General features: G+C 67.6%; 26 protein-coding genes. 6 read left to right on the top strand and 20 right to left on the bottom strand.

The window, feature by feature from the left end:
* Together E4341_RS04025 and E4341_RS04020 are read right to left on the bottom strand one after the other, a co-directional pair.
* Complete coding sequence (locus tag E4341_RS04025) at positions 1-1,344, bottom strand: S41 family peptidase (RefSeq protein ID WP_165115356.1); 1,344 nt, start codon at positions 1,342-1,344, stop codon at positions 1-3.
* A 26-nt stretch (positions 1,345-1,370) separates the two neighbouring features.
* Positions 1,371-1,814 carry a MarR family winged helix-turn-helix transcriptional regulator gene (locus E4341_RS04020; RefSeq protein ID WP_233156434.1) on the bottom strand — a complete coding sequence of 148 codons (444 nt, stop codon included), beginning with the start codon at positions 1,812-1,814 and terminating at the stop codon, positions 1,371-1,373.
* Positions 1,815-1,958: 144 nt separating this feature from the next.
* Here E4341_RS04020 and E4341_RS04015 point away from each other — a divergent pair, with 144 nt between their 5' ends.
* Together E4341_RS04015 and E4341_RS04010 are read left to right on the top strand one after the other, a co-directional pair.
* On the top strand, positions 1,959-3,599 hold the full coding sequence (locus E4341_RS04015; RefSeq protein ID WP_165115354.1) for a serine hydrolase: 1,641 nt from the start codon (positions 1,959-1,961) through the stop codon (positions 3,597-3,599).
* Positions 3,600-3,688: 89 nt separating this feature from the next.
* A complete protein-coding gene (locus tag E4341_RS04010) occupies positions 3,689-4,159 on the top strand; it encodes a hypothetical protein (protein ID WP_165115352.1) in 471 nt (156 codons plus the stop codon).
* On the opposite strand, the gene E4341_RS04005 is transcribed toward E4341_RS04010, so the two are convergent.
* The 4 genes from E4341_RS04005 to E4341_RS03990 all read right to left on the bottom strand — a co-directional run bounded on the left by E4341_RS04005 (position 4,156) and on the right by E4341_RS03990 (position 8,030).
* On the bottom strand, positions 4,156-4,899 hold the full coding sequence (locus tag E4341_RS04005; RefSeq protein ID WP_205751350.1) for a DUF4893 domain-containing protein: 744 nt from the start codon (positions 4,897-4,899) through the stop codon (positions 4,156-4,158). The two genes, E4341_RS04010 and E4341_RS04005, sit on opposite strands and share 4 nt — an antisense overlap.
* Positions 4,900-4,959: 60 nt before the next feature.
* Positions 4,960-5,634, bottom strand: coding sequence for a DUF4893 domain-containing protein (locus E4341_RS04000; RefSeq protein WP_165115348.1), 675 nt, complete (start codon positions 5,632-5,634; stop codon positions 4,960-4,962).
* Positions 5,635-5,673: 39 nt separating this feature from the next.
* Complete coding sequence (locus E4341_RS03995; RefSeq protein ID WP_165115346.1) at positions 5,674-6,972, bottom strand: hybrid sensor histidine kinase/response regulator; 1,299 nt, start codon at positions 6,970-6,972, stop codon at positions 5,674-5,676.
* 71 nt (positions 6,973-7,043) lie between these two features.
* Positions 7,044-8,030: a DUF4167 domain-containing protein gene (locus tag E4341_RS03990; protein WP_240893612.1), complete on the bottom strand. Its 987-nt coding sequence runs from the start codon at positions 8,028-8,030 to the stop codon at positions 7,044-7,046.
* Between the two features lie 371 nt (positions 8,031-8,401).
* On the opposite strand from E4341_RS03990, the gene E4341_RS03985 reads away from it, so the two are divergent.
* Together E4341_RS03985 and E4341_RS03980 are read left to right on the top strand one after the other, a co-directional pair.
* Complete coding sequence (locus tag E4341_RS03985; RefSeq protein ID WP_165115342.1) at positions 8,402-9,634, top strand: NAD-dependent epimerase/dehydratase family protein; 1,233 nt, start codon at positions 8,402-8,404, stop codon at positions 9,632-9,634.
* 8 nt (positions 9,635-9,642) lie between these two features.
* Positions 9,643-10,536, top strand: coding sequence for an SDR family NAD(P)-dependent oxidoreductase (locus E4341_RS03980; RefSeq protein WP_165115340.1), 894 nt, complete (start codon positions 9,643-9,645; stop codon positions 10,534-10,536).
* 57 nt (positions 10,537-10,593) lie between these two features.
* Here the strand turns inward: E4341_RS03980 and E4341_RS03975 are convergent, their stop codons facing one another.
* The 7 genes from E4341_RS03975 to E4341_RS03945 form a co-directional block, all read right to left on the bottom strand.
* Positions 10,594-11,205, bottom strand: a complete 612-nt coding sequence (locus E4341_RS03975) for a DUF1134 domain-containing protein (protein WP_165115338.1) — start codon at positions 11,203-11,205, stop codon at positions 10,594-10,596.
* A gap of 124 nt (positions 11,206-11,329) precedes the next feature.
* A complete protein-coding gene (locus E4341_RS03970; protein WP_165115336.1) occupies positions 11,330-12,670 on the bottom strand; it encodes an APC family permease in 1,341 nt (446 codons plus the stop codon).
* Positions 12,671-12,714: 44 nt separating this feature from the next.
* On the bottom strand, positions 12,715-15,138 hold the full coding sequence (pheT, locus tag E4341_RS03965) for a phenylalanine--tRNA ligase subunit beta (protein ID WP_165115334.1): 2,424 nt from the start codon (positions 15,136-15,138) through the stop codon (positions 12,715-12,717).
* On the bottom strand, positions 15,135-15,530 hold the full coding sequence (locus E4341_RS03960) for a hypothetical protein (RefSeq protein WP_165115332.1): 396 nt from the start codon (positions 15,528-15,530) through the stop codon (positions 15,135-15,137). The genes pheT and E4341_RS03960 overlap by 4 nt, the downstream gene beginning before the upstream one ends.
* Positions 15,527-15,940, bottom strand: coding sequence for a hypothetical protein (locus E4341_RS03955; protein ID WP_165115330.1), 414 nt, complete (start codon positions 15,938-15,940; stop codon positions 15,527-15,529). The genes E4341_RS03960 and E4341_RS03955 overlap by 4 nt, the downstream gene beginning before the upstream one ends.
* A gap of 12 nt (positions 15,941-15,952) precedes the next feature.
* On the bottom strand, positions 15,953-17,029 hold the full coding sequence (gene pheS, locus E4341_RS03950) for a phenylalanine--tRNA ligase subunit alpha (RefSeq protein ID WP_091748933.1): 1,077 nt from the start codon (positions 17,027-17,029) through the stop codon (positions 15,953-15,955).
* Between the two features lie 41 nt (positions 17,030-17,070).
* A complete protein-coding gene (locus E4341_RS03945) occupies positions 17,071-18,045 on the bottom strand; it encodes a polysaccharide deacetylase family protein (RefSeq protein ID WP_165115328.1) in 975 nt (324 codons plus the stop codon).
* A gap of 168 nt (positions 18,046-18,213) precedes the next feature.
* Between E4341_RS03945 and E4341_RS03940 the strand changes: the two genes are divergently transcribed.
* Entirely contained in the window at positions 18,214-19,809 is a 1,596-nt protein-coding gene (locus E4341_RS03940) for an ATP-binding protein (RefSeq protein WP_165115326.1), read from the top strand.
* Between the two features lie 91 nt (positions 19,810-19,900).
* Here E4341_RS03940 and rplT read toward each other — a convergent pair whose 3' ends face one another.
* From rplT to E4341_RS03915, 5 genes are all read right to left on the bottom strand, one after another.
* On the bottom strand, positions 19,901-20,254 hold the full coding sequence (rplT, locus tag E4341_RS03935; protein ID WP_017506327.1) for a 50S ribosomal protein L20: 354 nt from the start codon (positions 20,252-20,254) through the stop codon (positions 19,901-19,903).
* A gap of 55 nt (positions 20,255-20,309) precedes the next feature.
* The gene (gene rpmI, locus E4341_RS03930) at positions 20,310-20,507 is read right to left on the bottom strand and encodes a 50S ribosomal protein L35 (protein ID WP_003166435.1); all 198 of its coding nucleotides are present in this window, start codon (positions 20,505-20,507) and stop codon (positions 20,310-20,312) included.
* Between the two features lie 162 nt (positions 20,508-20,669).
* Positions 20,670-21,974 carry an MFS transporter gene (locus E4341_RS03925; RefSeq protein ID WP_165115324.1) on the bottom strand — a complete coding sequence of 435 codons (1,305 nt, stop codon included), beginning with the start codon at positions 21,972-21,974 and terminating at the stop codon, positions 20,670-20,672.
* A gap of 84 nt (positions 21,975-22,058) precedes the next feature.
* A complete protein-coding gene (gene infC, locus E4341_RS03920; protein WP_055752751.1) occupies positions 22,059-22,580 on the bottom strand; it encodes a translation initiation factor IF-3 in 522 nt (173 codons plus the stop codon).
* A gap of 125 nt (positions 22,581-22,705) precedes the next feature.
* A complete protein-coding gene (locus E4341_RS03915) occupies positions 22,706-23,668 on the bottom strand; it encodes a glycosyltransferase family 9 protein (protein ID WP_165115322.1) in 963 nt (320 codons plus the stop codon).
* A gap of 71 nt (positions 23,669-23,739) precedes the next feature.
* Here E4341_RS03915 and E4341_RS03910 point away from each other — a divergent pair, with 71 nt between their 5' ends.
* Positions 23,740-24,480 (top strand): alpha/beta fold hydrolase, encoded by a 741-nt coding sequence (locus E4341_RS03910; RefSeq protein ID WP_165115320.1) that lies wholly within the window; start codon positions 23,740-23,742, stop codon positions 24,478-24,480.
* Between the two features lies 1 nt (position 24,481).
* Here E4341_RS03910 and aguB read toward each other — a convergent pair whose 3' ends face one another.
* A complete protein-coding gene (aguB, locus tag E4341_RS03905) occupies positions 24,482-25,345 on the bottom strand; it encodes an N-carbamoylputrescine amidase (RefSeq protein ID WP_165115318.1) in 864 nt (287 codons plus the stop codon).
* Positions 25,342-26,361, bottom strand: coding sequence for an agmatine deiminase family protein (locus tag E4341_RS03900; protein ID WP_165115316.1), 1,020 nt, complete (start codon positions 26,359-26,361; stop codon positions 25,342-25,344). The genes aguB and E4341_RS03900 overlap by 4 nt, the downstream gene beginning before the upstream one ends.
* Positions 26,362-26,473: the final 112 nt, after the last annotated feature.

The following is a 26,473-nucleotide window of genomic DNA, read 5'->3' as shown; positions in this document are numbered from 1 at the left end:
TCAGGTCTTCGGGATGATGCGCGGCGCGGGCTCGTCCTTCCACCACAGCTGCAGGGCGCCGTCCTTGAAGCCGATGCGCAGGACGTCGAGACCCTCGACTGCAAACAGGCCGTCGGCGGTCAGCGCTTGCAGCTTGCGCGGCGCGGGCCACAGCGGGTGGCCGGGCCGGGCGACGACCAGGGCGCCGTCCTGCATCGTGACCACATAGTTGCGATAGGCGCCGGGCGCGGATTGCAGCAGGGCGGCGTCGGTCACGGGCGGGTTCAGGCGCGCCTCGACCGCAGTCAGGGCCCAGGCGTAGTCCGTCTTGGCGGCGTCGGACGTCGTCGTCGACAGCAAGCCGCGCAGGGCCTCGGCCTGGGCGGCGTCCAGCGCCTGGACGGAGGAAGTCGGGGTGTCCGGCGCCACGCCGACGCCCTCCCAGTTACCGCCGCTGACCGCGTGAACGGGTCGGCCGACCGACAGGCTGAGCATGAAGCCCGGCGCGATGGGTAAGAAGTCATTGTTGTTGGCGGCGCCCGCCGTCTTGGCTCCCACCAGCCGGCCGAGTTTGAACTTCTGAACGTCATAGGCGAAGGATTCCGCCGCAGAGGCCGAGGCCTGGTCGATCAGTACATACAGGGGCGTGCCGTTCAGTCGCCCGGCGGGCAGATTGTCGAGCGCGCGCGTCTGCACCGGCTCTTGCCCGGCCTTCAGGAAGGTGATCTCCAGCGTCCCGGCCTGAAGGAAGTGGCTGACCAGATACTGGACCGCCTCGGACGCTCCGCCGCCATTGCCCCGCAGGTCGATGATGACCGCGTCGCCGCCCTTCAGGAACCGCATGGCGTCGTCGTAGGCGCGGCCCGTTTCGTCCGAGACCCAATGGAAGGCGTCGATTTTCAGATAGCGGACGTTGCCGGGCAGGATTTCCATGGCGCTGAGACCGTGGTTGTCGCGACGGGCGGCGGCGGCGTCGATCTCTGAGAGGGCTTGGGTCGCGTCGGCGCCGGCCGAGGCGGCGGCGAAGCGATCGGGCGCATATTCCAGATAGACGTGACCGTCTTGGCTGGCGTCGCGCAGGTCGCCGCTGATCAGCCCCGCCAGTTCGTTGGGCGAGGGCACGTCGTAGCGGCCGGACGTTTGGGCGGCGTCCAACCGAGCAAGGATCGCCGGCGCCCGGTCGGGAAAGACGTAGGAGGACTGAATCGCCTGTCGGATCGCGCTCAGGACCGCAGCGCGCTGGGTCGCGGACAATTCAGCCTGGGTGGCGGCCGCGACGGGCGGACGGGACTGAGCGTGTGCGACGCCTTGGACGCCCATCAGGGCGAGCGCCATCGCAGCGGCGCTGAGCAGCTTAGATTGCATGATAGATTCCGGTGGAGGGGTTGAGGTTAGACGGCCGACTGCGTCTTTGCAGCGGCCTGAATGCGTTGGCCGAAGGGTTGATCCGTCAGGGCGGCGATGGCCTCCTTGACCACGCCGGAGAGGGGCGCCGACAGCTCTTGGTCCAATGTCTCGGCCGCCTGGTTCACGGCCGCCCATTGCCCTTGCAGACGCGGGATCATCGCTTCGGTCTTGGCGGTCAGCATCACGATCCGCTCTCGCGCGTCGGCGCCGGGCTTCAGCAGAACCAGCCCATCCTTGACCATCTGGGTCACGGTCTGACTGACGGCCGAATGGCTGATGCCGATCTGCTGCGCGATGGCCTTGATCGACTGCCCGCCGTCGCGCATCAGTACGCGAAGGATCGGCGTGTAGCGGGGACGCCAATTCAGGCCAGAGGCCGCATAGGCCGCCTCGACCTCTCCATCCAGAAGATCGATCAGATGACGCAAGAGCGTTCCAAGGGTGGGTGATGCAGACAACATGAGGGCTTATATATAAGCGCTTATATTTATCGTCAATCGTCCTTTTGTCAGCAGCGCTTGGCCTTGGGCTGGCGGGGCGCTAGCGTCCGGCGGTCTTCGCTGGAGTTCGCCATGTCCCTTCGTCTGTCGCGCCGCACCCTGTTCGCTTCCGGAGGCGCGGCGGCGCTGGCGGCGGGGCCAGTGTTCGCCCAGAACACGCCGGCGAACGATGATGCGTCGCTGGCGGCGGCGGTGGACGCCTATGTGGCCAAGTGCATGGCGGCTTGGCCGGATCAGCCGGCGCTGGGCGTCGCGGTGGTCAAGGACGGGGCGACCGTTCTGGCGCGCGGTTATGGCGTCAAGGTTCAGGGCAAGCCGGCCCGTGCCGATGAGCACACCCTGTTCGCCATCGCCTCCAACACCAAGAACGTCACCGCCGCCGCCCTGGCCATCCTGGTCGACGAGGGCAAGGTGAAGTGGGACGAACCGGTCCGGACCTATCTGCCCGGCTTCACCCTGTCCGATCCCTATATCGGCGAACACATCACGGTGCGCGATACGCTGAGCCACCGGGCCGGGTTCGGCCTGGGCGCCGGCGACCTGCTGTTCTGGCCCAACTCGGACCGCACCCGCGCCGAGGTGCTGGCCCAGGCGGCCTTCGTGCCGATTGAGGACGGATTTCGGGCGCGCTACCACTATTGCAACCTGATGTTCGTGGTCGCAGGCGCAGTGCTTGAGGCCGTGTCGGGGATGAGCTGGGAGGCCTTCATCCAGACGCGCATCCTGGACAAGGTCGGGATGACCGAAACCGTGCCGCTGGCGCGTCTGGCCGATGCGTCCAAGTCCGCCCTGCCCCACGGCCGGGTCGGGCCGCCGCTGCGCTATCAGGGGGCGATGACGCCGATCGCCAAGTCCATCGTCGAGGTGTGGAACTGGGATTCGGCGGCGGCGGCGGGGGGCATCTGCACCACCCCAACCGACTGGGCCAAATGGATCACCGTGCGGCTGAACGACGGCAAGCTGGCGGACGGGACGCGGCTGTATTCCGAAGATGCGGCGCGCGAGATGTATCGCCCCAACATCATCGTCGGCTCGTCGGCCGGCCCGACGGCGGAACTGCCCAACCGATCCATCGCCTCGACCTATGCGATGGGGCTGCAGGTTCAGGACTATCGCGGCGAGCGGATCGCCAGCCATGGCGGCGGCTCGCCCGGCGGGATTTCCGCCACCGTGCTGATCCCCGGCCGTAAGACCGGCTTCGGCGTCTTCTCCAACGCCGAGGAGAGCTTCCTGCTGCGCGCCTTGCGGTCCGGCATCACCGACATCTGCATGGGCAAGGTCGATGTGGACTGGATCTCAGACTCCAAGAAGCTGGAGGCCGAAGGCAATGCGAAATCCATCGCCGCCGCAGCCGAAATCGACGCCAAACAGGCGGCCGGCGCGCCCCCGTCCATGCCGCTGGAATCCTACGCGGGGACCTGGCGCGATCCGTGGTACGGCGACATCGTCATTGCGCCCAAGACCGAGGGACGCGGCCGAAACAGGAAGAGCGGCCTGTGGCTGAGCTTCACCCACACGCCCGCCCTGCAAGGCTGGCTGGAGCCGTATGACGGCGAGACCTTCCGCACCCGTTTCCCGGACAAGCGCGAGGAGGACGCCTTCGTCACCTTCTCGATCCTGACGGCCAAACCGGCGACCGCGACGATGAAGGGGGTCAGCCCCGACATCGACTTCAGCTACGACTATCAAGATCTGAGACTGACCCGCGTGTGACCTCGGACGACCCTGTGACCCAGGGTCGCAAACCGGAACGGCCCTGGCGTCCTGACGCTGTCTTCCCATCAATCGAAAGGGAGACCGTCATGTCCAAGACCCCAAACCCGCGCGCGCTGGATCGCGACGAGACGGATATGGTCGAACAGACGAAGGCGCTGGCCGAGCGTTCGCCTGCGGAACTGCGCGACCTGATCGGGCGGCTGCGCGCGCGGCGCGACCGGGTGCAGCGTCAGATCCGAGGACGCGTTCGTGCGGGAGAGAGCGGCCCAGATGCGGGCGCTCGCGAGAAGAAGGCGCTGCTGACCGAGGCCATCGCCCGCGTCGCCAATGAGATGGACCGGCGTAAATCCGGCCCTAAATCCGGCGGGGCGGCCGCGACCGATAATCTGCGCGATGCCGTTCGTCGCAAGGCCGAAAGCCCGACCTGGACCGGGCCGGACGATCGCACCGCCGATCTGGGACCCAGCGAAACGCCGAACACCAAGATCGCCCCGTCAGGCGCGCTTCACGCCGAAGGCATGCGCGCCGCGATCGCCCGCTCGACCGGCGCGCGCTAGCCGGTGATCTCCAGTAGCTCCAGCTTGGCTTCCTGCTTGGGCCACGGCAGGACCAGGCGCCAGCGGTTCTGGCCTATGCGTTCGATGACGCCGACCTGATCGCGTTCGGCCTTGTCGCCATAGGCGGGGAAGGTCTTTTCGTCGGCGCCCCAGGCCTGGGCGCCGACATAGACGGCGCGGCGGTCGGTGTCGGGATAGATCAGGCCGCGCGTGCGCTGCGATCCCGTCGTCTTGGTCAGGACTAGGTCGCCGCCGGGCGTTAGCTCGACCGAACAGGCAAACCAGGGATATTCGACATAAGCCAATCCCTGGCCCTCGACGCGGCGGCCCATCTTGATGGTGCGGCAGCGATAGGTTCCGGGGCCGGGTTGGATGCGGCCCGTCTGGGCGGCGTTTGGGTCGGCGAGCGGCCCCAGAGCCTCCACCTGACGCGAGAAGCCGCCATCCTCGGCCTCGGCGCGGGCCATACGCCAAGCCTGATCCAGCCGGCCAAGCAAGCTGGCGTCGGCGGCTTTGGCGACCTGACGCCAGGAGTCGGTTCCGCCCTGCATCCCCTCGTCGGAAGCGGCTGCAGACTGCGGCGTCGCCGTCGCCTCAGGTGCGGCCTGGGCCGGCACGCCTGGCGCGGGGGTGGTGACGGCGGCCGAGGCCTCGGTCGGCGCGGCGGGACTGTTGTCGCCACAGGCCGCCAGGGCTGTCGTGGTCATTAGGGCCAGAACGGCCAAAGGGGTGCGGCGCATCAGCGTCTCCATCGGTTGTCCTGACCGAACGTGACAGGGCGCCCGAGGTTCAGCCGAACCTTAGCCGCGCGGCGCCGGGACCAGTTCGATCAGGTCCAGATTGGATTCGGTGTTGGGCCACGGCAGGACCAGGCGCCACCGCGCCTCGCCGATGCGTTGCAGGATGGCGACCAAATCGCGGTCGGGGTTGCGGCCATAGGTGTTGGCGGCCGGCTCCTGCGCCAGGGCCAGCGAGCCGAGCATCACCATATGGCGGTCGTCTTCGGGAAAGAGCAGGCCGGAGGGGCGCTGCGAGCCGGTTAGCTTGGAGAACTTCAAGCCTTTCGGCGTCTGTTCGATGCGGCAGGCGAACCAGCCGTAGACGACATAGCCCAGCCCGTCCTCGCCCCCCTGGGTGCCCAGTTTGACCGTGCGGCAGCGATAGTCGCCGGGCAGGGGCGCGACGCCGGGCCAGTCGGCCTTGGGGTCGATCAGATCGCCCAGGCTGTTCAGGTCGCCGGAGCCGCGCTGACGCTTGGCCTGTTGCAGGGCCAGCGTCCAGGCGGCATCGACGCGGCGATAGCGATCCCGGTCGGCCGAGGTGATGACGCCGCGCCAGTCCATCAGCGCGCCCGATGCGCCGGACGGCGGCGGGGGTGGCGGCGGCGGGGTCGAGGCGCAGGCGGCGACGGCGCACAGGACGGCCAGCGGCGCCAGACGACGCGTGAGCGAGCGGAACGAGACGAACGGGGACATCGACGCTTCCCTTGGGGCGACCAGGCGAACTTAAGCCTCTTAGGCCCTCTCGCGACCGTCGGCGTCAACCTCCGGGCCGCCCAGCGCCGTATTCAGCGCCGCCGCCAGGGCCGCGAGATCCAGCGGCTTGGCCAGCCAAGCGTCGAAGCCGGCGGCGCGACCGCGCGCCCGGTCCGGCGCCGATACGGCCGCCGTCAGCGCAAGGACCGGCACATGGCGCGTCAGGCGATCGACGTCCAGCCGCGCCTTGACCTCATAGCCGTCCATGTCCGGCAGGCCGATGTCGAGCAGGATGACGTCGGGTCTGAGCGCACGCGCCAGATCCAACCCCTCCGGTCCCGTCGTCGCGGCGTGCAGGGTCAGGCCCAGGCCGCTCGCCGCCTGGCGCATCAGGGCGATGTTGGCGGGATTGTCCTCGATGTAGAGCACCACCGCCTGACGCGATGACGCCAGACCCGGCGCGGGGGCTGCCGGCAAACTCAGCGAAAAGATCGTGCCCGCGCCGGGGTTGCGCGCCATGGTCAGGGCGCCGCCCATCCGCTCGGTCAACCGCTGGACCGAGGCGACGCCGAGGGCGGTGCCGCCTCTCGCGTCGTGACCATCCAACGGGCGGAACGGTCGGTCGTCGCCCGCACCGACGGGGATCATGCCGGCGTCATGGATGGCGATGACGATCCGGTCCTCGGCGCGCGACATCTCCATGCGCACCGTGCCTCCGCCGGGCGAATGGCGCAGGGCGTTCTCGACCAAGCGGCGCAGGATGCGGCGGATCTGGCCCGGATCGGCCATGACGCACAGGCCGTGGGCGGGCGGCGGACAGGCCAGCGTCACCCCCGCCTCCCGCGCCTGCGCCTCCAGCCCATCGCAGACCTGACGCAGCGCCAGACGCAGATCGACGCGGTGCAGCGAAGGCGAACCGCCGCCGTCGCCGCCGCTCATGAAGGCTTCGGTTTCCTCGATCAGGGCCAGCAAGACACCGGCCGCGGCCTCGATCTGACGCACGGACTGAGTCTGGCGCGCGGTCAGGGGATTGGCCGGGTCGTCGGCGCGCAGCAACTGGGCGAAGCCCATGATCGTGGTCAGGGGACTACGCAGTTCGCGCCCGAGGGCCTGCATGATCTCGTCCCGCGTCCGAAGCTCGGCGGTCAGACGGTCGACCTCGCCGTCGGCCGTCGTCAGGGCGCGGCGCAGGCCTTGGGTCTGCTGGGCGATGCGGGCTTCGAGCCGGGCGTTCTCACGACGCAAGCCCTCGGCGACCCCGTGCGCCTGAAGCCAGAGCCAGATCTCCGCGCAGGTTCCCGCCAGCGCCAGGGACAAGACAAGTAAGACGAAATCCATGACGCCCCTCCGACGCGCCATATTGACGCGTCAGAGTTGCATTCAGGTAAATGCGCCCGCTTGGGTTGCTATCAGTCTTCGCTGGCTGCGGCGGCTTCGGGCTTGCGACGCGGCGCACGGCGACGCGGGGCCGCCTCGCCTTCGGCTTGCTCGGCCGGGGTCGACGACGCCGGCGCGCGGGTCAAAAAGCCCGGCAGGGCGGTCGGGGCGTCGCCCTCGTCCGCCGCGACAGCGGCGGCGCGGCGCGGACGGCGTGCGGGCCGTTCGTCGGCGGCCGGCGCCTCGACGCTGGGCATTTCAGCGACTGGGGCTTCAGCGGCGGGCGCTTCGCTGACGGTTTCGGCGCGGTCTGCCTCGCCGTAGGCGGGGGCGGCGCCCTCAGCGCCGTCTTGGGCGCTTTCCTGATTGTCGAAGCGACGATTGCGTTCCTCGCGGCGACGCTCCCAGCGTTCGCGACGGCTTTCGCGACGACCGCCGCCCTCGCCCTCGGCGCGGACCTCGTCGCCCTCTCGCGGCTCGCGGGGTTCGCGCGGCTGCTGGCTGTCGCGGTTCTGGTCACGATCACGGTTCTGATCGCGGTCGCGGTCGCGGTCGCGGTTGTCACGGTCCCGGTCGCGATTGTAATCGCGGTCGCGGTTCTGATCGCGGTTCTGGTTCTGCTCGGCGCGTTCGGCGGCCTCTGCGGCCTGACGGTCGGCGGCCTGCTGGGCGGCGACGAAGGCGGCGGCCTGGGCGCCGGATTCGTCCTCGAAGTCGATGTCGAAGCCCTGGTTGGACTGTTCGCGCGCGGCGATGTCCGAGAAGGACCGCTGCGGCTGGAGCGCGCGCAGGACGCGGTAATAGTGTTCGGCGTGCTGCTGATAGTTTTCGGCCAGCACCCGGTCGCCGCTGGAGGCCGCATCGCGGGCCAGCTGCTGATAGCGTTCGTACACCGTCTGGGCGTTGCCCCGGACCTTGATGTTCTCGGGGCCCTGCGAATCCCACGAACGATTCGGATTGGCGTTGTTGGCGTTGTTGGCGCCCGCCTTGTTCCGATTGCGTCCGCGCTGACGCTTCATGCCCTTGAAATCTCTCATTCGCGCTACCGTGTGCAGGGGCGGACCAAAGCCTGAAGGCCGGTTCCGTCCGTTTCGTGGTTCCGTCTCGCTCGGGGCCGATCCCCGATTGTCGAACTGTCGGAATGCCTTGTCGCCCGCATGGTGCGCCGGTCCTTTCGGGACCGACCGTCATGGCCGGCTCAAGCCGCGAACAGCCGGGTATGCGCCCGTAAAGCTGCGATTGAGTGGGAGACGGCAGAGACTTAACCCGAGTGGGCGGCCTTTCCAAGCGATATTCGTCAATGCGTCGCACCGAACCCTGCACAGCGCCGCTTTGCCAAGCCCGCCGGCTGGGCTAGGCATGACCTTTGAGACGACGACGAGGCTATCCCATGCGCGTGCTGGTTCTGGGCGGCGACGGTTTTTGCGGCTGGCCCACGGCCCTGCATCTGTCGGCCGAAGGGTGGGACGTGACCATCATCGACAACCTGAGCCGCCGAAACATCGACAACGAGCTGGAGGTCCAGTCCCTGACGCCGATCCGCACCATGGGCGAGCGGATCAAGGCGTGGAAAGAAGTCTCCGGCCGCGACATCGTCTTCGTCAACATGACGGTGGGCAAGGAATTCGACCGCTTGGTCGCCCTGATTCGCGACTTCGCCCCCGACAGCGTGGTGCATTTCGCCGAGCAGCGGGCGGCCCCCTATTCGATGAAGTCGGCGCGGCACAAGCTGTACACCGTCGACAACAACATCAACGCCACCAACCATCTGCTGGCCGCCATCGTCGAAAGCGGCCTGGACGTTCATCTGGCGCACCTGGGGACGATGGGGGTCTATGGCTACGGCACCGCAGGCCTGCGCATTCCCGAGGGCTATCTGAAGGTGACAGTGGATACCGACAACGGCCCCGCCGAGCAGGAAATCCTGTTCCCGCCCAATCCCGGCAGCATCTATCACATGACCAAGACGCAGGACGCCCTGCTGTTCCAGTTCTATGCCCGCAACGACAATCTGCGCATCACCGACCTGCACCAGGGCATCGTCTGGGGCACCCAGACCGAACAGACCAAACAGGACGAACGGCTGATCAACCGCTTCGACTATGACGGCGATTACGGCACGGTGTTGAACCGCTTTTTGATGCAGGCGGCGGTCGGCTATCCTCTGACGGTGCATGGATCGGGCGGCCAGACGCGGGCCTTCATTCATATTCAGGACACGGTGCGCTGCGTCGAACTGGCGCTGAAGAACCCGCCCAAACGCGGCGAACGCGTCAAAATCCTGAACCAGATGACCGAGAGCCGCCGCGTGCGCGATCTGGCGGCCATGATCGCCGACAAGACCGGCGCCGAAATCCACAATGTCGCCAATCCGCGTCAGGAGGCCGACGAGAACGATCTGGTCGTCGCCAACGACCAGTTCCGCGATCTGGGGCTCAAGCCGATCACCCTGGCGCAGGGTCTGATGGACGAGGTGACGGACATCGCCCGCCGCTATGCCGATCGGGCCGATCTGGGTCGGGTGCCATGCGTCTCCGCCTGGAACCAACGCCGGGCGGAGGCGCTGGAAAATGAGGCGCGGCCGACAGTTGACGCGCCGCCTTCCCAAGTTCTGACGGCCTGAGTTTCGTAATGCCTATCGTCTCCCCTCCCCTCGATCTGCTGGTCTTCGGCGGCGGCTATCTGGGACGGGCGGCGGCGCTGGAGGCCATGAGGCGCGGCGGGCGGGCGACCGCCACCTCGCGCGATCCCGAGCGGCGTCGCGCCATGGCGGCCGACGGGATCATGGCCATCGATCCGGGTGATACGGCAGCCCTCAAAACGGCGCTGGAGGCGGCGACGGCGATCCTGATCACCGCCGCGCCGGACGCCCAAGGCTGTCCCGGTCTGCGGGCCCTGGGGCCCCTTGCGGGCGACGCCTGGCCGGACTGGATCGGTTATGTTTCGTCCACCTCCGTCTATGGCGATCGGGCCGGCGGATGGGTGTTCGAGGACGGGCCGCTGAACGCCGCCAATCTGGAGGGCGCACGCCGCGTCCGGGCCGAACGCGATTGGCTGGATGGTGCGCAGGGGATGGGGCTGACGGTCCAGATCTTCCGCCTGCCCGGTTTCTACGGGCCGGGCCGCAGCGTGGTCGAGCGGCTGAAGGAAGGCACGGCGAAGCTGGTCAGGAAGCCCGGCCAGGTCTTCAACCGCATCCATGTAGATGACATCGTCTCGGGCCTGTTCGCCTCGATGGCGCAGCCGCGACCGGGCACCGCCTACAATCTGACCGACGACGAACCGTCGCCCGCCGATGTGGTGATGGAATGGGCGGCGGACCGGATGGGTCTGCCCCGCCCGCCAGAGGTGGACTGGACCGACGACAGCGTCAGCGAGGCGATGCGTCGCTTCTATCTGGACTCCAAGCGCGTCTCGAACGCCCTGGCCAAGGCCGAGCTGGGCTGGCGGCCCGCCTATCCCAGCTGGCGCGAAGGGCTGGCGACGCTGATGGACGCACCGCCGCCGCTGCGATTGGTTAGCTAACCCGCGAAACGGCCACGCGCTCAAGCCGCGAGCGACCGCGTCGCGAGCCCAGCGCGCTTAGAAGGGCAGCAGATTGCGCTGGCGGCTATAGCTCATGGTGCCGACGTTGGCGCCCAGGCGCAGGCCGACGCCGGTGCGGATGGGGGCCAGGACGATGCCGTCGGCGCGCTGATAGTTCACGCCCAGGCCCGCGACCAGATAGGCCGAGCCCTCGATGCCGGGATAGCGGCGATAGATCATGTCGGGGTGGTACAGGCCATAGACCAGGGTGAAGACGCGGCTGGCGTTGCCGCCCCAGTCCCAACCCACCGACGCGCCCTGCCAGAACACTTCCTGAGAGGCCGACAAGTCCTTCATGTGAAGGGCGCCGCGGCCGTAGCGGGCGCCGACAACGACGGCGCCGGAGCCTTCCTCGCCCGCGATATAGGCGGTCGGGCGGTCGCCCTGGTCGGCGAAGACGCGCTCGATCGCGCCGCCCACGACCTCAGCCGCGATGCCCAGCTCGCGCGAGCCGGCCGAAACCAGTTCATCGAAGCTGTAGGCCTGAGCCGTCTGGTCCGAGCGGATCGGATAATTGGGATCGCGCGGCGGCGCCGAGGCGCAGCCGCCCAGCGACGAGGCGCCGGCGGCGGTGGCGAGGCCCGAAAGGATCAGTTGGCGGCGATGCATGGAGGGCGCTCCGAAAGGCGACGAGAGGACGTCCGGCTGGCGCGCCGGTCTTGGCCTCACCGTCCCCGACCTTTGCGGCAGCCTTGCGGCTTCAAGGTTAACGGGGTCTTACCGGGCGCGCCGATCAGGCCGCAGCGCGCTTTCGCCGGACCAGCAGCCAGGCCAGGCCGATCAGGACCGCCAGCATTCCAAAGGCCTTTCCGGCCGTCAAAGGATCCTCGACCACGAAGATCACGAACAGGGTCGTATTGATCGCCAGGGCGATGATCGCCGGCAGGGGATAGAGCGGCATCTTCCACGGCCGGTCCAGATTGGGCTCGCGCACCCTCAGCACGATGACGGCGGCGTTCACCAGCACGCTCATCAGCGCCAGCAGTGACGTCGAAAAGGTCAGCAGGGTCTCATAGACCCCGATCGTCGCCAGCAGCCCGCCGGCCAGCACGGTCGCGATCAGGGCCAGACGCGGCGTGCCGTTGGCGGCGACACGGGTCAGGGCCGAGATCTGATACTCGCGCGCCATGGCGAACAGAACGCGCGGGAACACCATGACCATCGCATTGATGATCGTCACCAGCGACACCAGCGAAATGGCCGTGACGATGGGGCCCGCGACATCGCCGAACACCCGACCGGCCGCATCTGCCGCGACGAGGTTCGAGCCGGCCATCTCGGCCGGCGTCAGGACGTTCAGATAGGCCAGGTTGGCGAGCACATAGATCACCGTCACCACAGCGATGCCCGAGAAGGTCGCCCGCGCGATGGTCCGGCCCGGATCGACGACCTCTTCGCAGAAATAGGAGGCGCTGTTCCAGCCGTAGTAGGTACCGGAAATAGCCCTCAAGGCCATGACGATGCCGCCGAAGGTCAGGGCCGCCGCCGTCGCCGGCGCGATCTCGGTCGCCACGGGCGCGCCGCGCGGCGCCAGGAAAAGGCCGATGATCAGCACGGTGAACAAGGCCGCCTTGACCGCGCTGCCGACCTCCTGCGACCGACCGCCGACCCTGGTGCCCAGCCATTGCACGCTGCCCACCACGACCACGATCAACAGGGCGAGGACGCCGATGGGCACGCTGGTCGCGACGCCCAACCGGTGCAGATATTCGCCGAAGACCACGGCGATGAAGGCGATGCCGCCCATATTGCCCAGCCAGTCGCAGACGCCGACGGCGAGGCCGGTCAACGACCCGAAGGCGCGCCGGGCGAAGATATAGGGGCCGCCCGTCTTGCGGATCGAGGCGGCCAGTTCGACCGTCGACATGGCGTCGATCCAGGCGACCAGACCGGCGACGCACCACAGGGCGATGATGATCGTGGGGTTCTGAACCCCCTCGGCGACCACGCCGGGGGTGCGCAATATACCCTGACCGATGACGCCGCCGACCACGACGGCGACGCCGAACGTTACGCCCAGGACGCGCAGCAGATGGCCGCGATCCGGTTGGCCCGCCTGAGGTTCCGTCGTCATCGCCTATGTCCCCCGCGCCGCCCGAAAGACGGCGCTGCGCCCCCTCAAGCCCGCAGCCTGCCGCCCTGCTTTTCGACCGCTCCGACGACCTTGGCGGTCAAGGCCTCGATCTCGGCTTCGGTCAGAGTGGCCTCGCGCGGCTGGATCACGACCTCCAGGGCCACGGACTTGAAGCCCTCGTCCACGCCCTTGCCGCGATAGACGTCGAAGACGCGCACGTCGGCGATCAGGGCCTTGTCGGCGCCCGTCGCGGCCCGGACCAGATCGCCCACCGGCTTGGTGCCTTCGACCACGAAGGCGAAGTCGCGCGTCAGGGGCATGAGGGCCGACAGGTCCGCCGACCCGCGCGCCTTGCCGCTTTTGCCGCGCGGCTCGGGCACATTGTCCAGCACGACCTCGAAGGCCAGCATGGGGCCGTCGGCGTCCAGCGCCTTCAGAACGCGCGGGTGGAGTTCGCCGAACTCGACCATCACATTCTTGGGGCCGAGTTGCAGCCGGGCCGAACGGCCGGGGTGCCACCAGTCGCGGTTCTGGCCCTGGACCAGTTGCAGCGAGGCCACCGGGGCGCCGATCTCCTCCAGCAGGGTGGTCAGGTCGCCCTTGAGCGTGAACAGGGCGTCTTCGCCGGCGCCCGCCCAGTGACGGGCGGCGTGCGGGGCGACCAGACCGGCGATGACCGTGCGCTGATCCGCCGGACCGTCGCCCAGATAGATAGGGCCGATCTCGAACAGGGCGGCGTCGGCGAAACCGCGCGCGGCGTTCCGCGCCGCCGCCTGGACCAGGTTCGGCAGGGCCGACGGCCGCATGCAGTCCAGATCGGCCGCGATGGGATTCTCCAGCACCAGCCGGTCGTCGCCGCCGCCGAACAGGGCCGCCGTCGATTGCTTGGTGAAGGACCAGGTGACGGCCTCGGCGTAACCGAGGGCCGCCAGGGCCCGGCGCGCGGTGCGGACGCGGGCCTGGCGCGGGCTCAGCACGCCGCCGGCGGGGCGAGCGACCTCGGGCAGAGGCGTATCGGGCAGGCTGTCGAAGCCCTCGATGCGCGCAACCTCTTCCACCAGATCGGCCGGACCTTCGACGTCGCGACGCCACGACGGCGGGGTGACGAGCCAGGCCTCGGCCTGACCGGCGGGCGCAGCCTGAACCAGGAAACCGAGCTGGCCCAGGATGGTCCCGATCCGGTCGTCGGCCAGGTCCATGCCGCTGAGACGCTTCACATAGGCGGGGTCGAAGGCGAAGGGCGCGGGGCTGGCGGGCGGTTCGCCGACGAAGACGATTTCCGACGGCTCGCCGCCGCACAGGTCCAGGATGAGGCGCGTGGCCAGTTCCAGACCTGGCGTGACCGAGACCGGATCGACGCCGCGCGCGAACCGGTACTGGGCGTCGGAATGGATGCCCAGCGCACGGCCGGTCTGGGCGATGACCAGCGGGTCGAACCAGGCGCTTTCCAAGAAGACGTCCGTGGTGGTCTCATCGCAGCCGGTCGATTCCCCGCCCATGACGCCGCCCAGGCCGATGGGGCGCTCGCCCCCGCCGTCGGCGATGACGCAGTCGGCTGCGGATGCGGCGTAGGTCTTGCCGTCCAGGGCGATCAGATGTTCGTGGTCGCCGGTCGCGGCCGAAACCTGTCCCGCCCGCACCACGATCTCGGTCCCCGACAGCTTGGCGACGTCATAGACGTGCAGCGGCCGGGCGCGGTCATAGGCGATCAGATTGGTTACATCGACCAGACGGTTGATCGAGCGCAGGCCGATGGCCGTCAGACGCTTCTGCAGCCAGACCGGCGACGGGCCGTTTTTGACGCCGCGAATGACCCGACCGGCGAAGACCGGGCACATCTCGGGAGCCTCCAGCCGCACGCTGATCGGCGACGGGAAGGCCCCGCGCACCACGGCGATGTCGAAATGCTTCAGCTTGCCGACACTGGCGGCGGCCAGATCGCGGGCGATGCCGGCGACACCCAGCCAGTCGGGCCGGTTAGGCGTAACTTCGAAATCAATGACCGGCTCTGCGCCGAACAGGCCGGCGACCGGCGTGCCGACGGGGATCTCCGGCGGCAGTTCCTGAATGCCGTCGCTCTCGTCCGACAACTCAAGCTCCGAGGCCGAGCACAGCATGCCGTTCGACACCACGCCGCGCACCGGCTTCTCGACCAGGGTCACGCCCAGGCCCGGCACATAGGCGCCGATGGGCGCGTAGATGGTGGTCAGGCCCGCCCGCGCGTTCGGAGCGCCGCAGACGATCTCCTTCATCCCATCGACCGTCTCGACCTGGCAGACCTGCAACCGGTCGGCGTTGGGATGACGCTCGGCCGAAACGATCTTGGCCACGGTGAAGGGCGCCAGTTTGGCGGCAGGGTCGAGCACCTCCTCGACCTCCAGCCCGGCCATGGTCATGGCGTCGGCGATCTGATGAACATCCGCCTCGGTTTCGAGGTGGTCCTTCAGCCAGGACAGGGTGAACTTCATGCCGTCGGCCCCGCCACCGTCGGAACGGCCGCCAGTTGCTCTAGAATCTCGGTGGCTCCGGTGAAGCCGACATTGTAGAACTCGCAGCCCACGAAGGTGCAGTCATGCATCGGGATGGTGCCCAGCGCCTTGTCCCCCATCGGCTGAAGCAGAAGGTTCTTCATACCCCCGCGCGAGTCGCCGAAGTTCGTCTCATCGAACGTCGTGCCGGGTCCGACCAGAACGATCGCCGGGCCATCCAGCCGGCAACCGGTGAAGGTGCGCCCTACGACCGCACCCTTGTCACGGCAGTGCTGATAAAGATCGTGCAGGTTCAGATCGACGTTCTCGAATGTGGTCTGGGTCAGGTCGCTCGCAAGATTGACGGGACGGTTGATCGGAAGCCGGCTCATGCTTGGTTCTCCCGTGCGCTGAGGAGGTCGGCCTCGATCTGCTCAAGCAGATCCGGGGCGCCAGTGAAGCCAATCTGCACGAAGCGGCAGCGGACAAAGCGGCAGTTGGACATGCCCACGACGCCCGCGATCATATCGCCCATCGGCTGAAGCAGCAGCGTGCGCGGGTTGGACGCCACGCCCATGTTGCAACTGTCAAACGTCGTGCCGTTCATTACGGCCATGACCGCCGGTCCTTCGATCAGACAGTTCGTGAAGGTCTTGTCCTCGATGAACGTCTTTCCGGCGTTCATGTGATGAACGGCCAACGACGGGAGCCACACGGCCTCCTTTTCAAAGGTCGTGCGGGCCACCAGTTCGCGGCCGAATTTTTCTTCGGCCGACATTGGCGTTTCAGTTTGATCGGTCATCTTGAAACTCGTTCAGCTCAGGCCCGAGGCCGGGTTGGGGGCGGCGAAGGCCGAGAAGCCGTAGTGGGACAGCCAGCGGGTGTCGGCGTCGAACATGGGGCGCAGGTCGGGCACGCCGTATTTCAGCATGGCCAGCCGATCCACGCCCATGCCGAAGGCGAAGCCCTGATATTCGTCCGGGTCGATGCCGCAGTTCCTGAGCACATTAGGATGCACCATCCCGCAGCCCAGGATTTCCAGCCAGTCGTCGCCGGTGTTGAACACCAGTTTCCCGCCCGAACGGTCGCAGCGGATGTCCATCTCGGCCGAGGGCTCGGTGAAGGGGAAATGGTGCGGCCGGAACCGCGCCTGGACCGCGTCCAGCTCGAAGAAGCGGGCGATGAAGGTCTGGAGCGTGGTCTTCAGGTGACCCATGTGGATGTCGCGGTCGATCACCAGGCCTTCGATCTGGTGGAACATCGGCGTGTGGGTGGCGTCCGAATCCTTGCGGAAGGTGCGGCCCGGCGCGACGATGCGGATCGGCGGCTTCTGGCTCATCATGGTGCGGACCTGCACCGGGCTGGTGTGGGTGCGCAGGACCTTCCGCTCGCCCGTCTCGGGGTCCGGCTTCAGGAAGAAGGTGTCATGCATTTCCCGCGCCGGGTGTTTTGGCGGGAAGTTCAGGGCGGTGAAGTTGTGGAAGTCGTCCTCGATGTCCGGACCTTCGGCCACGGCGAAACCCATTTCGGCGAACAGGGCGATCATCTCGTCCATCACCTGCATGGTCGGATGGACCCCGCCCTTCCTGCGCGGACGCGCCGGCAGGGTCAGGTCGATGCGTTCCGACAGCAGGCGGGCGTCCAGCTCGGCGGCTTCCAGCGCGGTCTTCTTCGCGGCGATGGCGGCGGCGACGCGGTCGCGCAGGCCGTTGATCATCGGCCCCTGTTCGCGGCGTTCGTCGGGGCTCATCGCCCCCATGCCCTTCAGCAGGCCGGAGACGGAGCCGGACTTGCCCAGGGCGGCGACGCGCACCTCTTCCAGGGCGGCGACGGTTTCCGCGCCGCCGATGGCGTTGATCAGGTCGAGTTCGAGTGTGGCGAGATCGGTCATTTGCCCCGTGCCTTAACGGGTGGAAGCCGTTTCGTCACCCTTCAACGGGCCGATGCGATGGCCTGAAGTTCCGACGCCGGCGCCTTGTTGGCCGCAACGATCCAGGCAGGCGGTTCCGGCTCCCAGCGGATGGGCCGGCCGTCGGTCTGCATCCAACGGTGCAGCCACGAGATTCCGTTGGCGCGGACATAGGTGTCAGGGTGCTGATAGATCGGATCGGCCAGCGCCACTTCCAGCGGCACGAAGCGATAACCGCGCGCCAGATACAGGGCGTGGATCTGCGGATACCAGGCCTGGTTCAGGGTGTTTGCGTGCAGCAGCAGCACCTGCGCCGGTTCACGCCCGCCCGCCACCTCGGCGCTGTAGGGTTCGAAGAAGTCCAGCACCGTCGCCATATGCGCCACATAGGCCTGACCGATGCGCTGCATCAGCGCCTGATCGCCGATCTGCTCGGCCTTGCGATAGACGTCGGCGAACATCCAGTCGTTGTTGTCGAGGGTCACAGGCGCGATCGCATAGCCGCGCTGGGCCAGGCCGGCGGCGATGGCGTCGTGCTTTTCCTGCGTCTCGCCGGTGAACAGATAGGGGTGGCGGAACCAACGCAGGGTCTGGCCGCGCGCCTCAAGCGCCTGCCGAACGATCGGCGCCCCAGCGTCCACATCGGCCAGATAGGCCTCGACCGTCTTCGAGTGGATGTTCAGATGGATGTTGGTGTGGTTGCCCAGGTCCAGACCAGCGTCCAGCCAGACGTTCAGCACGCGCGGCAGGATCGTGGCGCGCTCGGCCTCGCACACCTTGCCAGCATTGACGAAGGCGACGCCATGCGTGTCCAGCGGCTTCAGCATGGCGACGAAGTCCTGGGTGATCGTCATCAGGCGCGCCGGATCGCACAGGGTCGCCGCATCCGTCTGGAACGGCAGATCGTCGAAGGTCACGGCGACGCGTCGGTCCTGCGCGGCGGCGGGAGTGATCAGGGCGAGGGCGGCAGCCAGGCCGCAGATCAGGGTGCGCATCATGCGGCGAGGCTATCGAAGTCGCGTGCGCGAGGGAATATCGCGCGCAATACGGACTTTCCATCCGCCCACGGATCGACTGTCGAAAACCCGCCGCGAAAGGTTCATGAACGGCAAAGCTGGCGTTAAATATCACCGTCTAATCAGGCCTCCGGACTCGCGAGGACCTTGATGCCGCTGATCGGTGATTTCGTCGACTTGATCGCGCCTGTGGCTCCGTCCACGCCGGGCGCCGATGTGTTCGAACGGTTCCAGACCGAGCCGAACACCCTGGCCCTGGCTGTCGTCGATGACGATGGCCGCCCCCTCGGCATCATCGAACGCAACGCCTTCACCCTGAGGATGGCGGCCGAGTTCGGACGCGCCCTGTATGCCCGAAAGCCCGCAGAAAGCCTGATGGATCGCAATGCGCCGGTGGCGGAGGCGGCGACCAGCGCCGAGGCCTTCTTCCACGCCTATGACGCGGCGGAACTGGGCGCCTTGCTGACGGGCTTCATCGTGGTGGCGGACGGCCACTACGTCGGCGTCGGCACGGCGCTACAGGTGGTTCAGGCGGGCGCGGCCCTGCACCGCCAGCGGGCCGAGGAAATGAGCGCCCTGGCCCGCGACCTGGCGCTGGCCGAGGCCGAGGCCGTCGCCTCCAGCCGGGCCAAGTCCGAGTTTCTGGCGGTGATGAGCCACGAGATCCGCACACCCCTGAACGGGGTGCTGGGCGTCGCAGCCCTGATGGACAAGAAGCTGGAGCAGGAAGAGCTGCGTCCCTACGTCCGCACCGTAATCGATTCGGGCCAGAGCCTGCTGCGGCTGCTGACCGACGCGCTGGACATGTCACGCGCCTCGGCCGGCATGCTGACGCTGGAGGAGGAGCCGCTAGACCTGTCGGCCGTCGCCTTCGACATCGACGCCCTGTGGCGCGCGCGGGCCGAGGAAAAGGCCCTGGCCCTGACCATCCGCACCGACCTGGCCGTTCCTTGCGTTCAGGCCGACGGGATGCGGTTGAAGCAGTTGCTCAACAATCTGATCGGCAATGCGCTGAAGTTCACCCTGACGGGCGAGGTCGTCGCCCTGATCGAAAGCCACGCCGACGGCGAGGTGATCTTCACCGTGGACGACAGCGGCCCCGGCGTGCCCGAGGCGGCGGCCGCGACCATCTTCGACCCGTTCAACACCGGAAAGGCCGGGCGCGAGGGGGCGGGCGCGGGCCTCGGTCTGGCCATCTGTCGTCAGATCGCCGAACGGATGGGCGGCGCGATCTCGCTGGGCGCCTCGCCCCAGGGCGGCGCGCGGTTCCAGGTGCGCCTGCCGCTGCGCGTCGCGACCGAGAGCGCGGCGCCCGCTCCGGCCATGGCTGAGCCGACCCCGCACGACACCCTGCATGTGCTGGTGGTGGACGACAACGCCACCAACCGCTTCGTCGCCGGCAAACTGCTGGAGATGTTCGGCTGCACCTGCGAGATGGCCGAGAATGGGCGCGAGGCGGTGGATGCCGTCAGCGAGCGTCCGTTCGACCTGGCCTTGATGGACATCAAGATGCCGGTGATGGACGGCGTCGCCGCGACGCGGGCCATCCGCGCCCTGCCCGGCCCGGCCGGCGCCCTTCCGATCCTGGCGCTGACGGCGAACGCCGATGAGCGCGACGAGCTGGACTATATCGCCGCTGGCATGAACGGGGTGGCGCAAAAGCCCATCCAGCCCGACGCCCTTCTGAACGCCATCCGCATGGTGCTGGCGCAGAGCCAAGCATCGCATGTCCCCAAGGCAGCCTGAAACGAAGAACGCCCGCCCCGGAAACCGGAGCGGGCGTCATTCTTGTTGCGCTACGCTCGCGACGCGATCGCTCGCGGCTTGAGCGCGGCCCTTAAGCCAGGGCGGCGCGGACCTTGTCGGCGACGGCCTTGAAGCCGGTCGCATCGGCGGCGATCGCGGCCAGAACCTTGCGGTCCAGTTCGATGCCGGCCTTGTTCAGGCCGTTGATGAACTGGCTGTAGGTGAAGCCTTCCAGACGGGCGGCGGCGTTGATGCGCTGGATCCACAGGGCGCGGAAGTTGCGCTTCTTGGCGCGACGGTCGCGATAGGCGTATTGCCCGGCGCGGTCGACGGCGGCCTTGGCCGTACGGATGGTATTCTTGCGGCGGCCGGAGAAGCCCTTGGCCTGCTCCAGAACCTTCTTGTGCTTGGCGTGCGAGGTTACGCCACGTTTAACGCGAGCCATGTCGCTATTCCTTCAAATTCTTTGGGATGGAGATCAGTCGTACAGCGCGCGCCGATCAGGCGTACGGCATGTAGGATTTGATCTTCTTGGCGTCGGCGTCGGCCATGACCGAGGTGCCGCGGTTCTGGCGGATGTATTTCGAGTTGTGGCTGATCAAGCGGTGACGCTTGCCCGCAACGCCGGCCTTAACCTTGCCAGTGGCCGTGAATTTGAAGCGCTTCTTGGCGCCCGACTTCGTCTTCAGTTTCGGCATTTCAGTCTCCTTTTTGAGGGGCTACCGGTCTTCGAGCTGCTTGAGCCCGTCGTGCGGTGTTTCCTCAGAGTTTAAGAACCGCCCAGGCATGCCTGTTCGCCTGGCGGTTCGGTACGCGAAGGCGCGGCTTCTACGTGAAGAGCGCCGCCATTGCAAGACGAGTCAGGCCGGGGCTTTGACGCCGCCCTCGCCGCTGCGAATGACGCGTCCGGCGTTGATCGCCATCAGGGCCGCCGGGATGGTCAGCAGCGCCCCGATCACGAAGGGCCAGTCATGCCCCAGCCCCGAGAACAGCGCGCCCGCGATCATCGGCCCGAAGATGCGCGCCACCGAGCTTGAGGCCATGTTCAGGCCCAGCATGGCCCCCTGCCGATCTGGCGGCGAGGCGCGGCTGATCATGGCCGAGATGTTGGGCATGGCCAGCGACATGCCGCACGCGCCGATCGCCATCACGATCGGAATGATCCAGCCCTGGACGACCGGGATCGTCAGGGCGCCCAGCTCGAGCCGTGTCGCGGGAAACCACGCGACCGGCGCCAGCACCTGCAACACCAGCGAGGTTCCAAACAGCAGCATGCCGGTGGCCAGCACGCGCGATTCGCCGAACCGCCGCGCCAGCCGCCCGGCGAAGAACCCCTGGTTCAGCGTGGAGACGATGCCCACGATCATGAAGCTGAGCCCCACCTCGCGCGCGCCCCATTGATAGCGGCTCTCGGACCACAGGCCGAACACGCTCTCCATCGCTGAAAACCCGGCCATATAGATCAGGGTCACGACCAGCACGCGCGACACCACGGCATTGTCGCGCGCATCCTTCAGCCCCGCCAGGAAGGCCGGACGCGGGGCGGCGGGATCGGCCTTGGCCCGGCTCTCGCGCAGGAAGACGACGACGCCGAGCGCCGCGACCGCCGCCAACGCCGCCGCCAAGAAGATCGGCAGCTGATAGCCCAGCCGTCCCAGCTGCGGCTGCGTCAGCAATCCGCCTAAACCCGGCCCGACAATGAAGCCCAGGCCGAACGCGGCGCCGATCAGACCCATCCGCCCGGCCCGCTGCTCGGGCGGGGTTACATCGGCGACATACCCCTGAACCGTCGAGATATTGCCCGCGCCCAGGCCGGTGAACAGCCTGACCGCGATCGCCAGCCAGATGTTGGGCACGAAGGCCAGCATCAGATAGCCCAGCGCATTGGCGATCAGGGTCATCAACAGCACGGGCTTTCGCCCGATACGGTCCGACAGCCGACCCCAGAACGGCTCGGCGAAGAACTGACCCAGCGAATAGGCCGAGAACATCAGCGTGATCTGCCAAGCCTCGGCCTTCAGGCTCTGGGCGAAGAACGGCAGCAACGGCACCACCAACCCGAACCCAACCAGATTGATGAACACCGTCGCAAACAGCACCGCCAGCGCCGGTGTCTTAAGCTTGGGCGGCGGGTTGCGCGCAGCGACCGTATCGGCGTTCGTCATTTCCCACGCTTAGCCGTTTCTCCAGCAAAGAAAAACGCCCCGGTCGCGGGACCGAGGCGTTTGGTATTCAGCGATGGATCGCGATCAGCGCGGGGCCAGGATCATGATCATCTGGCGGCCTTCCATCTTGGGCGAGAACTCGACCTTGGCGACTTCGTCGAAGTCGGCCTGGACCTTGTTCAGCAGCTTCATGCCCAGTTCGGGGTGGGCCATTTCGCGACCGCGGAAGCGCAGGGTGACCTTGACCTTGTCGCCTTCCTCGAAGAAGCGGTGCATGGCCTTGGCCTTCACCTCATAGTCGTGGGTGTCGATGTTCGGACGGAGTTTGATCTCCTTCAACTCGACGACCTTCTGGCGCTTGCGCTGCTCGGCCTTCTTCTTCTGTTCCTGGAAACGGTGCTTGCCGTAATCGAGGATCTTGGCCACCGGCGGCTCGGAGGTGGAGACGATCTCGACCAGGTCCATCCCGGCTTCCTCGGCGGCTTCCAGAGCAGCGGAGGTGGGCATGACGCCCTGTTTTTCGCCGTTCTGGTCGATGAGCAGAACGCGAGGGGCGCGGATATCCTGGTTCATACGCGGCCCGTCTTTCACGGGTGGCGCTTGCATGGGACGGCGAATGGGCGTCGTTTCCTTATGTGGTCAGAGAAGGCGTGTGTCGTGGTGAGCGAATGCACGCGGCGATCGCCACGTTCCCCTCAAGGCCGGCAATATGCGCCGCGAGCCCCGATTTTTCAAGGGTTCGCAGGCGTTTCGACGATGTAGGCGTCATGCAGCGCCAGCACCGCGTCGAAGACGTGATCTACCGTTAGGTCCTCGATCGGCGCGAACTGGCCGCGCGTCTCGTTGGACGCCGCCGTGCGCGTCTTGGGCCCCCACGGCCCATACAGCCACCACTCGGTCGGACCGAACAGACCCAGGGTCGGTCGGCCCAGCGCCGCCGAGACGTGCATCAGACCCGAATCGTTGCCGACGAACAGATCGGCCCGGTCGATGGCGGCGGCCGAGGCCAGGATGTCGCCCTTGCCGACGAAATCGATGCCGCGCGGCCCCGCCGCCTCCAAAGCCGGGGTCGCCGGGGGCCGGTCGCCCGGCCCGCCCACGGGCATGAACCGCCAGCCGTCAAAGCGCGGCTCGGCCTTCAGCTTCTCGACCAGGGCGCCCCAGCGGTCGGCGGGCCAGCTCTTGCCCGGCTGATGCGCGATGGGGGCCAGGGCGATTATCGGGCCGGGACCCGCGCCGCCCGCCAGCTGCGGATCGATCACGGCAGCGGCCTCGGCCCGCGCCTGATCGTCCAGGAAGATTTCGGGATCCAGCGGCGTCGGCGAACCCATCAGGCGCGACACCATCTCGACCTTGCGCAGGCCCGTCTCCCACGAGCGGTTATAGACGATGCGCCGCTTCGCCGGGATCAGATAGCTGAGCGCCGAACCCCGGATGTCGATGACCAGGTCCCAGCGCGTGCCGACGACCTGTTTCCACAGATCGAGCCAGTGGCCGGACAGCTTCTTCTTGTCCAGCACGATGGTGCGCACCACGCCGGGCGCATTGCGGAAGAAGGGCGCGGGCGGCCGACCGCACGCGACGGTGATCTCGGCCCCCGGGACCTGACGCGCGATCTCGCGGATCACGCCGGACGAGATGACGCAGTCGCCGATGCGGTTGGAGGTGACGAACAGGACCTGGGGTGCGGACATGGGTCTGTGTTTCGCCATCGCGCGTCGCGGTCAAGGGTGACGACGGCGGAAAGTCGGGGCAGAACGGCGCCATGACCGACATCCAGCACCTGTCCCGCCCCGATGGCGAAACCCTGGCCTTCAAACGCGTCGACGGCGACGGCCCGACCGTGATCTGGGTCGGCGGCTTCCGTTCGGACATGGAGGGGACCAAGGCCCTGGCCCTGGACGTCGCCGCGCGCGAACGCGGCTGGAACTTCGTCCGCTATGACCACTTCGCCCACGGCCAGTCCTCCGGCGATTGGCGCCAGGCCACCATCGGCCGCTGGCGCGAGGACGCCGTCGCCCTGATCGACAGTCTTTCCGGCCCGGTCATTCCGGTGGGCTCCTCGATGGGCGGCTGGGTCTCGCTGCTGGCGACCCTGGCGCGGCCGGACCGGATCAAGGGCCTTATTCTGGTCAATCCGGCCCAGGACTTCACCGAGCGGCTGATGTGGCCCGGCCTGGCGGACCACGAGCGTCAGGCCATCCTGCGCGAGGGCGAGACCCTGATCGTTGAGGAAGGGCTGGGCGAATACGTCCTGACGCGGCGCATGTTCGAGGAGGCGCGCGACTGGCTGCTGCTGGACGGCGTGATCGACGTCGCCGCGCCGGTTCACATCCTGCAAGGCCGCGCCGACGACGTCGTGCCCTGGCGACATCAGGTCGAGCTGGTCGAACGGCTGAAGGGCGGCGACGTGCGCCTGGACCTAATCGAGGGCGGCGATCACCGGCTTTCGACGCCGACGGACCTCGATCGACTGGTCGCGGCGGTCGAGGCGATGAGGGGCTAGATCAGCCCTTACCCGTCAGCGCCCCATACAGGTCCGTCCGCCGATCGCGGAAGAAGCCCCAGGCCGCGCGGTATTTGTCCAGCTCGTCCAGATCGAAGCGGTGCACCAGCACCCCCTCCTCCTCGGCGCCCAATTGCTCGACCAGTTCGCCCTGCTGATCGGCGATAAAGGAATGGCCGTAGAAGGTCTGGCCGACCTCGGTCACGCGCTCATGCCCGATCCGGTTGGCGCCGACGACCGGCACGGCGTTGGACACCGCGTGTCCCTGCATGGCGCGCCGCCACGGCTCGGCCGTGTGTAGGGTCGCATCATGCGGCTCGGTGCCGATGGCGGTCGGATACATCAGGACATCGGCGCCCATTAGCATCATCGCCCGCGCCGCTTCCGGGAACCACTGGTCCCAGCAGATCCCAACCCCGACCTTGCCGAAGCGCGTCTTCCAGACCTTGAAGCCCGTGTCGCCCGGCCGGAAATAGTATTTCTCCTGATAGCCGGGGCCGTCGGGGATATGGCTCTTGCGATAGACCCCCAGCGCCTCGCCGTCGGCGTCCAGCATCACCAGCGAGTTGTAATACTGCGGCCCGTCCTTCTCGAAGATGGACACTGGAATGGCCACGCCCAGTTCCTTGGCCACCGGCGCCATGGCCGTGACGCACGGATGTTCGCGCCACTCATAGGCCTGGCTGAACCAGTGCTCTTCCTGTGACACGCAGAAATACGGCCCCTGGAACAGCTCCGACGGCAGGATTACCTGCGCGCCCCGCCCCGCCGCCTCGCGCACGAAGGCGATGGTCTTGTCGATGTTCGCCTGCATGTCCTCGCCGTACGAGGTCTGGATGCCGGCGACGGTGATATTGCGGGTCATGCGGGCTCCTGCTGGGAGATGCAATGGAACGAGCCGCCGCCGATCAGGACGGCGTTGGACGGCAGCGGAATGATCTCGCGATCGGGGAAGGCGTCCTTCAACGCCTGACAGGCCATGTCGGCGGCGCGCGCATCGCCATAGGTCGGCACGACCACGGCACCATTGGCGATCAGGAAGTTCATGTGGCTGGCCGGGATCGGGCGTTCGTCCTCGTCCAGCACCAGGCCCGGCGACGGGATGCGCACGACCTTCAGCCGACGGCCCGCCGCATCGGTCACGGCGGCCAGATCGCGCGCCGTCGCGTCATAGACGTCGGCGTTGACGTCGTTCGTCCCCCAGGCGACCGGGCAGGCGACCACGCCCGGCGCGACGAACCGCGCCAGGTTATCGACGTGCCCGTCGGTGTGGTCGTTCAGCAAACCGTCGCCGAGCCACACCACCACCTTGGCGCCGACAGCCTTCTCCAGCGCCGCAGCCGCGACGGCCTCATCCTGGTTCCAGGCGGGATTGCGGTTCGGGTTCAGCAGGCATTGGCGCGTGGTCAGGACGGTGCCCTCCCCGTCATGATCCAGCGACCCGCCCTCCATGACAAAGTCGTTCCAGGTCAGGTCCACGCCCGCATGTCGGCCGATCTGGCCAGCGACCAGATCGTCGCCCGGCATGTCATATTTCCCGCCCCAGCCGTTGAACTTGAAGGCCGCGGCCGTTTTGGATCCCGCGCCGAAGATCGGCCCGGTGTCGCGCAGCCAGACGTCGCCAAACTGGCCGGCCACGACCTCGACATTGGCCACACCCGCAAAACGCGCCTGGGCGTCGGCCAGAGCCTCGGCCTTGCCGACCATCAGCTTGACCTGCTCGCGGCCCGGTCCGGCCAAGGCCCGCACCAGACCCTCGACCTCGTCCTGCGCCTGCTCCAGCGCCTCGAACCAATATTCCGCATGGCTGGGCCAACCCACCCACATGGCGCGGTGCGGCGCCCATTCTGCAGGGATGGCGGCAGCAGTCGGATCGGTCATGCGGGCGTCCTCAAGAAGGGCCGAACTGGGAGCCGCGCCATATGGCCCCAAGCGCCCCCGACTTCAACGTCGGCCACGAAAAAGGGCGGCCCGCGAACGGACCGCCCTTCGT

The organism is Brevundimonas sp. 'scallop', from assembly GCF_011045535.1.
Taxonomy (GTDB): domain Bacteria; phylum Pseudomonadota; class Alphaproteobacteria; order Caulobacterales; family Caulobacteraceae; genus Brevundimonas; species Brevundimonas vesicularis.
The sequence above is the reverse complement of the archived record's forward strand: the minus strand, read 5'-3'. Positions and strand labels throughout refer to the sequence as shown.

Bases quoted from the DNA above. Each gene is read 5' to 3' on its own strand.
- E4341_RS04025 (WP_165115356.1), bottom strand. From the start codon at position 1,344: ATGCAATCTAAGCTGCTCAGCGCCGCTGCGATGGCGCTCGCCCTGATG.
- E4341_RS04015 (WP_165115354.1), top strand. From the start codon at position 1,959: ATGTCCCTTCGTCTGTCGCGCCGCACCCTGTTCGCTTCCGGAGGCGCG.
- E4341_RS04010 (WP_165115352.1), top strand. From the start codon at position 3,689: ATGTCCAAGACCCCAAACCCGCGCGCGCTGGATCGCGACGAGACGGAT.
- E4341_RS04005 (WP_205751350.1), bottom strand. From the start codon at position 4,899: ATGCGCCGCACCCCTTTGGCCGTTCTGGCCCTAATGACCACGACAGCC.
- E4341_RS04000 (WP_165115348.1), bottom strand. From the start codon at position 5,634: ATGTCCCCGTTCGTCTCGTTCCGCTCGCTCACGCGTCGTCTGGCGCCG.
- E4341_RS03995 (WP_165115346.1), bottom strand. From the start codon at position 6,972: ATGGATTTCGTCTTACTTGTCTTGTCCCTGGCGCTGGCGGGAACCTGC.
- E4341_RS03990 (WP_240893612.1), bottom strand. From the start codon at position 8,030: ATGAAGCGTCAGCGCGGACGCAATCGGAACAAGGCGGGCGCCAACAAC.
- E4341_RS03985 (WP_165115342.1), top strand. From the start codon at position 8,402: ATGCGCGTGCTGGTTCTGGGCGGCGACGGTTTTTGCGGCTGGCCCACG.
- E4341_RS03980 (WP_165115340.1), top strand. From the start codon at position 9,643: ATGCCTATCGTCTCCCCTCCCCTCGATCTGCTGGTCTTCGGCGGCGGC.
- E4341_RS03975 (WP_165115338.1), bottom strand. From the start codon at position 11,205: ATGCATCGCCGCCAACTGATCCTTTCGGGCCTCGCCACCGCCGCCGGC.
- E4341_RS03970 (WP_165115336.1), bottom strand. From the start codon at position 12,670: ATGACGACGGAACCTCAGGCGGGCCAACCGGATCGCGGCCATCTGCTG.
- pheT (WP_165115334.1), bottom strand. From the start codon at position 15,138: ATGAAGTTCACCCTGTCCTGGCTGAAGGACCACCTCGAAACCGAGGCG.
- E4341_RS03960 (WP_165115332.1), bottom strand. From the start codon at position 15,530: ATGAGCCGGCTTCCGATCAACCGTCCCGTCAATCTTGCGAGCGACCTG.
- E4341_RS03955 (WP_165115330.1), bottom strand. From the start codon at position 15,940: ATGACCGATCAAACTGAAACGCCAATGTCGGCCGAAGAAAAATTCGGC.
- pheS (WP_091748933.1), bottom strand. From the start codon at position 17,029: ATGACCGATCTCGCCACACTCGAACTCGACCTGATCAACGCCATCGGC.
- E4341_RS03945 (WP_165115328.1), bottom strand. From the start codon at position 18,045: ATGATGCGCACCCTGATCTGCGGCCTGGCTGCCGCCCTCGCCCTGATC.
- E4341_RS03940 (WP_165115326.1), top strand. From the start codon at position 18,214: ATGCCGCTGATCGGTGATTTCGTCGACTTGATCGCGCCTGTGGCTCCG.
- rplT (WP_017506327.1), bottom strand. From the start codon at position 20,254: ATGGCTCGCGTTAAACGTGGCGTAACCTCGCACGCCAAGCACAAGAAG.
- rpmI (WP_003166435.1), bottom strand. From the start codon at position 20,507: ATGCCGAAACTGAAGACGAAGTCGGGCGCCAAGAAGCGCTTCAAATTC.
- E4341_RS03925 (WP_165115324.1), bottom strand. From the start codon at position 21,974: ATGACGAACGCCGATACGGTCGCTGCGCGCAACCCGCCGCCCAAGCTT.
- infC (WP_055752751.1), bottom strand. From the start codon at position 22,580: ATGCAAGCGCCACCCGTGAAAGACGGGCCGCGTATGAACCAGGATATC.
- E4341_RS03915 (WP_165115322.1), bottom strand. From the start codon at position 23,668: ATGTCCGCACCCCAGGTCCTGTTCGTCACCTCCAACCGCATCGGCGAC.
- E4341_RS03910 (WP_165115320.1), top strand. From the start codon at position 23,740: ATGACCGACATCCAGCACCTGTCCCGCCCCGATGGCGAAACCCTGGCC.
- aguB (WP_165115318.1), bottom strand. From the start codon at position 25,345: ATGACCCGCAATATCACCGTCGCCGGCATCCAGACCTCGTACGGCGAG.
- E4341_RS03900 (WP_165115316.1), bottom strand. From the start codon at position 26,361: ATGACCGATCCGACTGCTGCCGCCATCCCTGCAGAATGGGCGCCGCAC.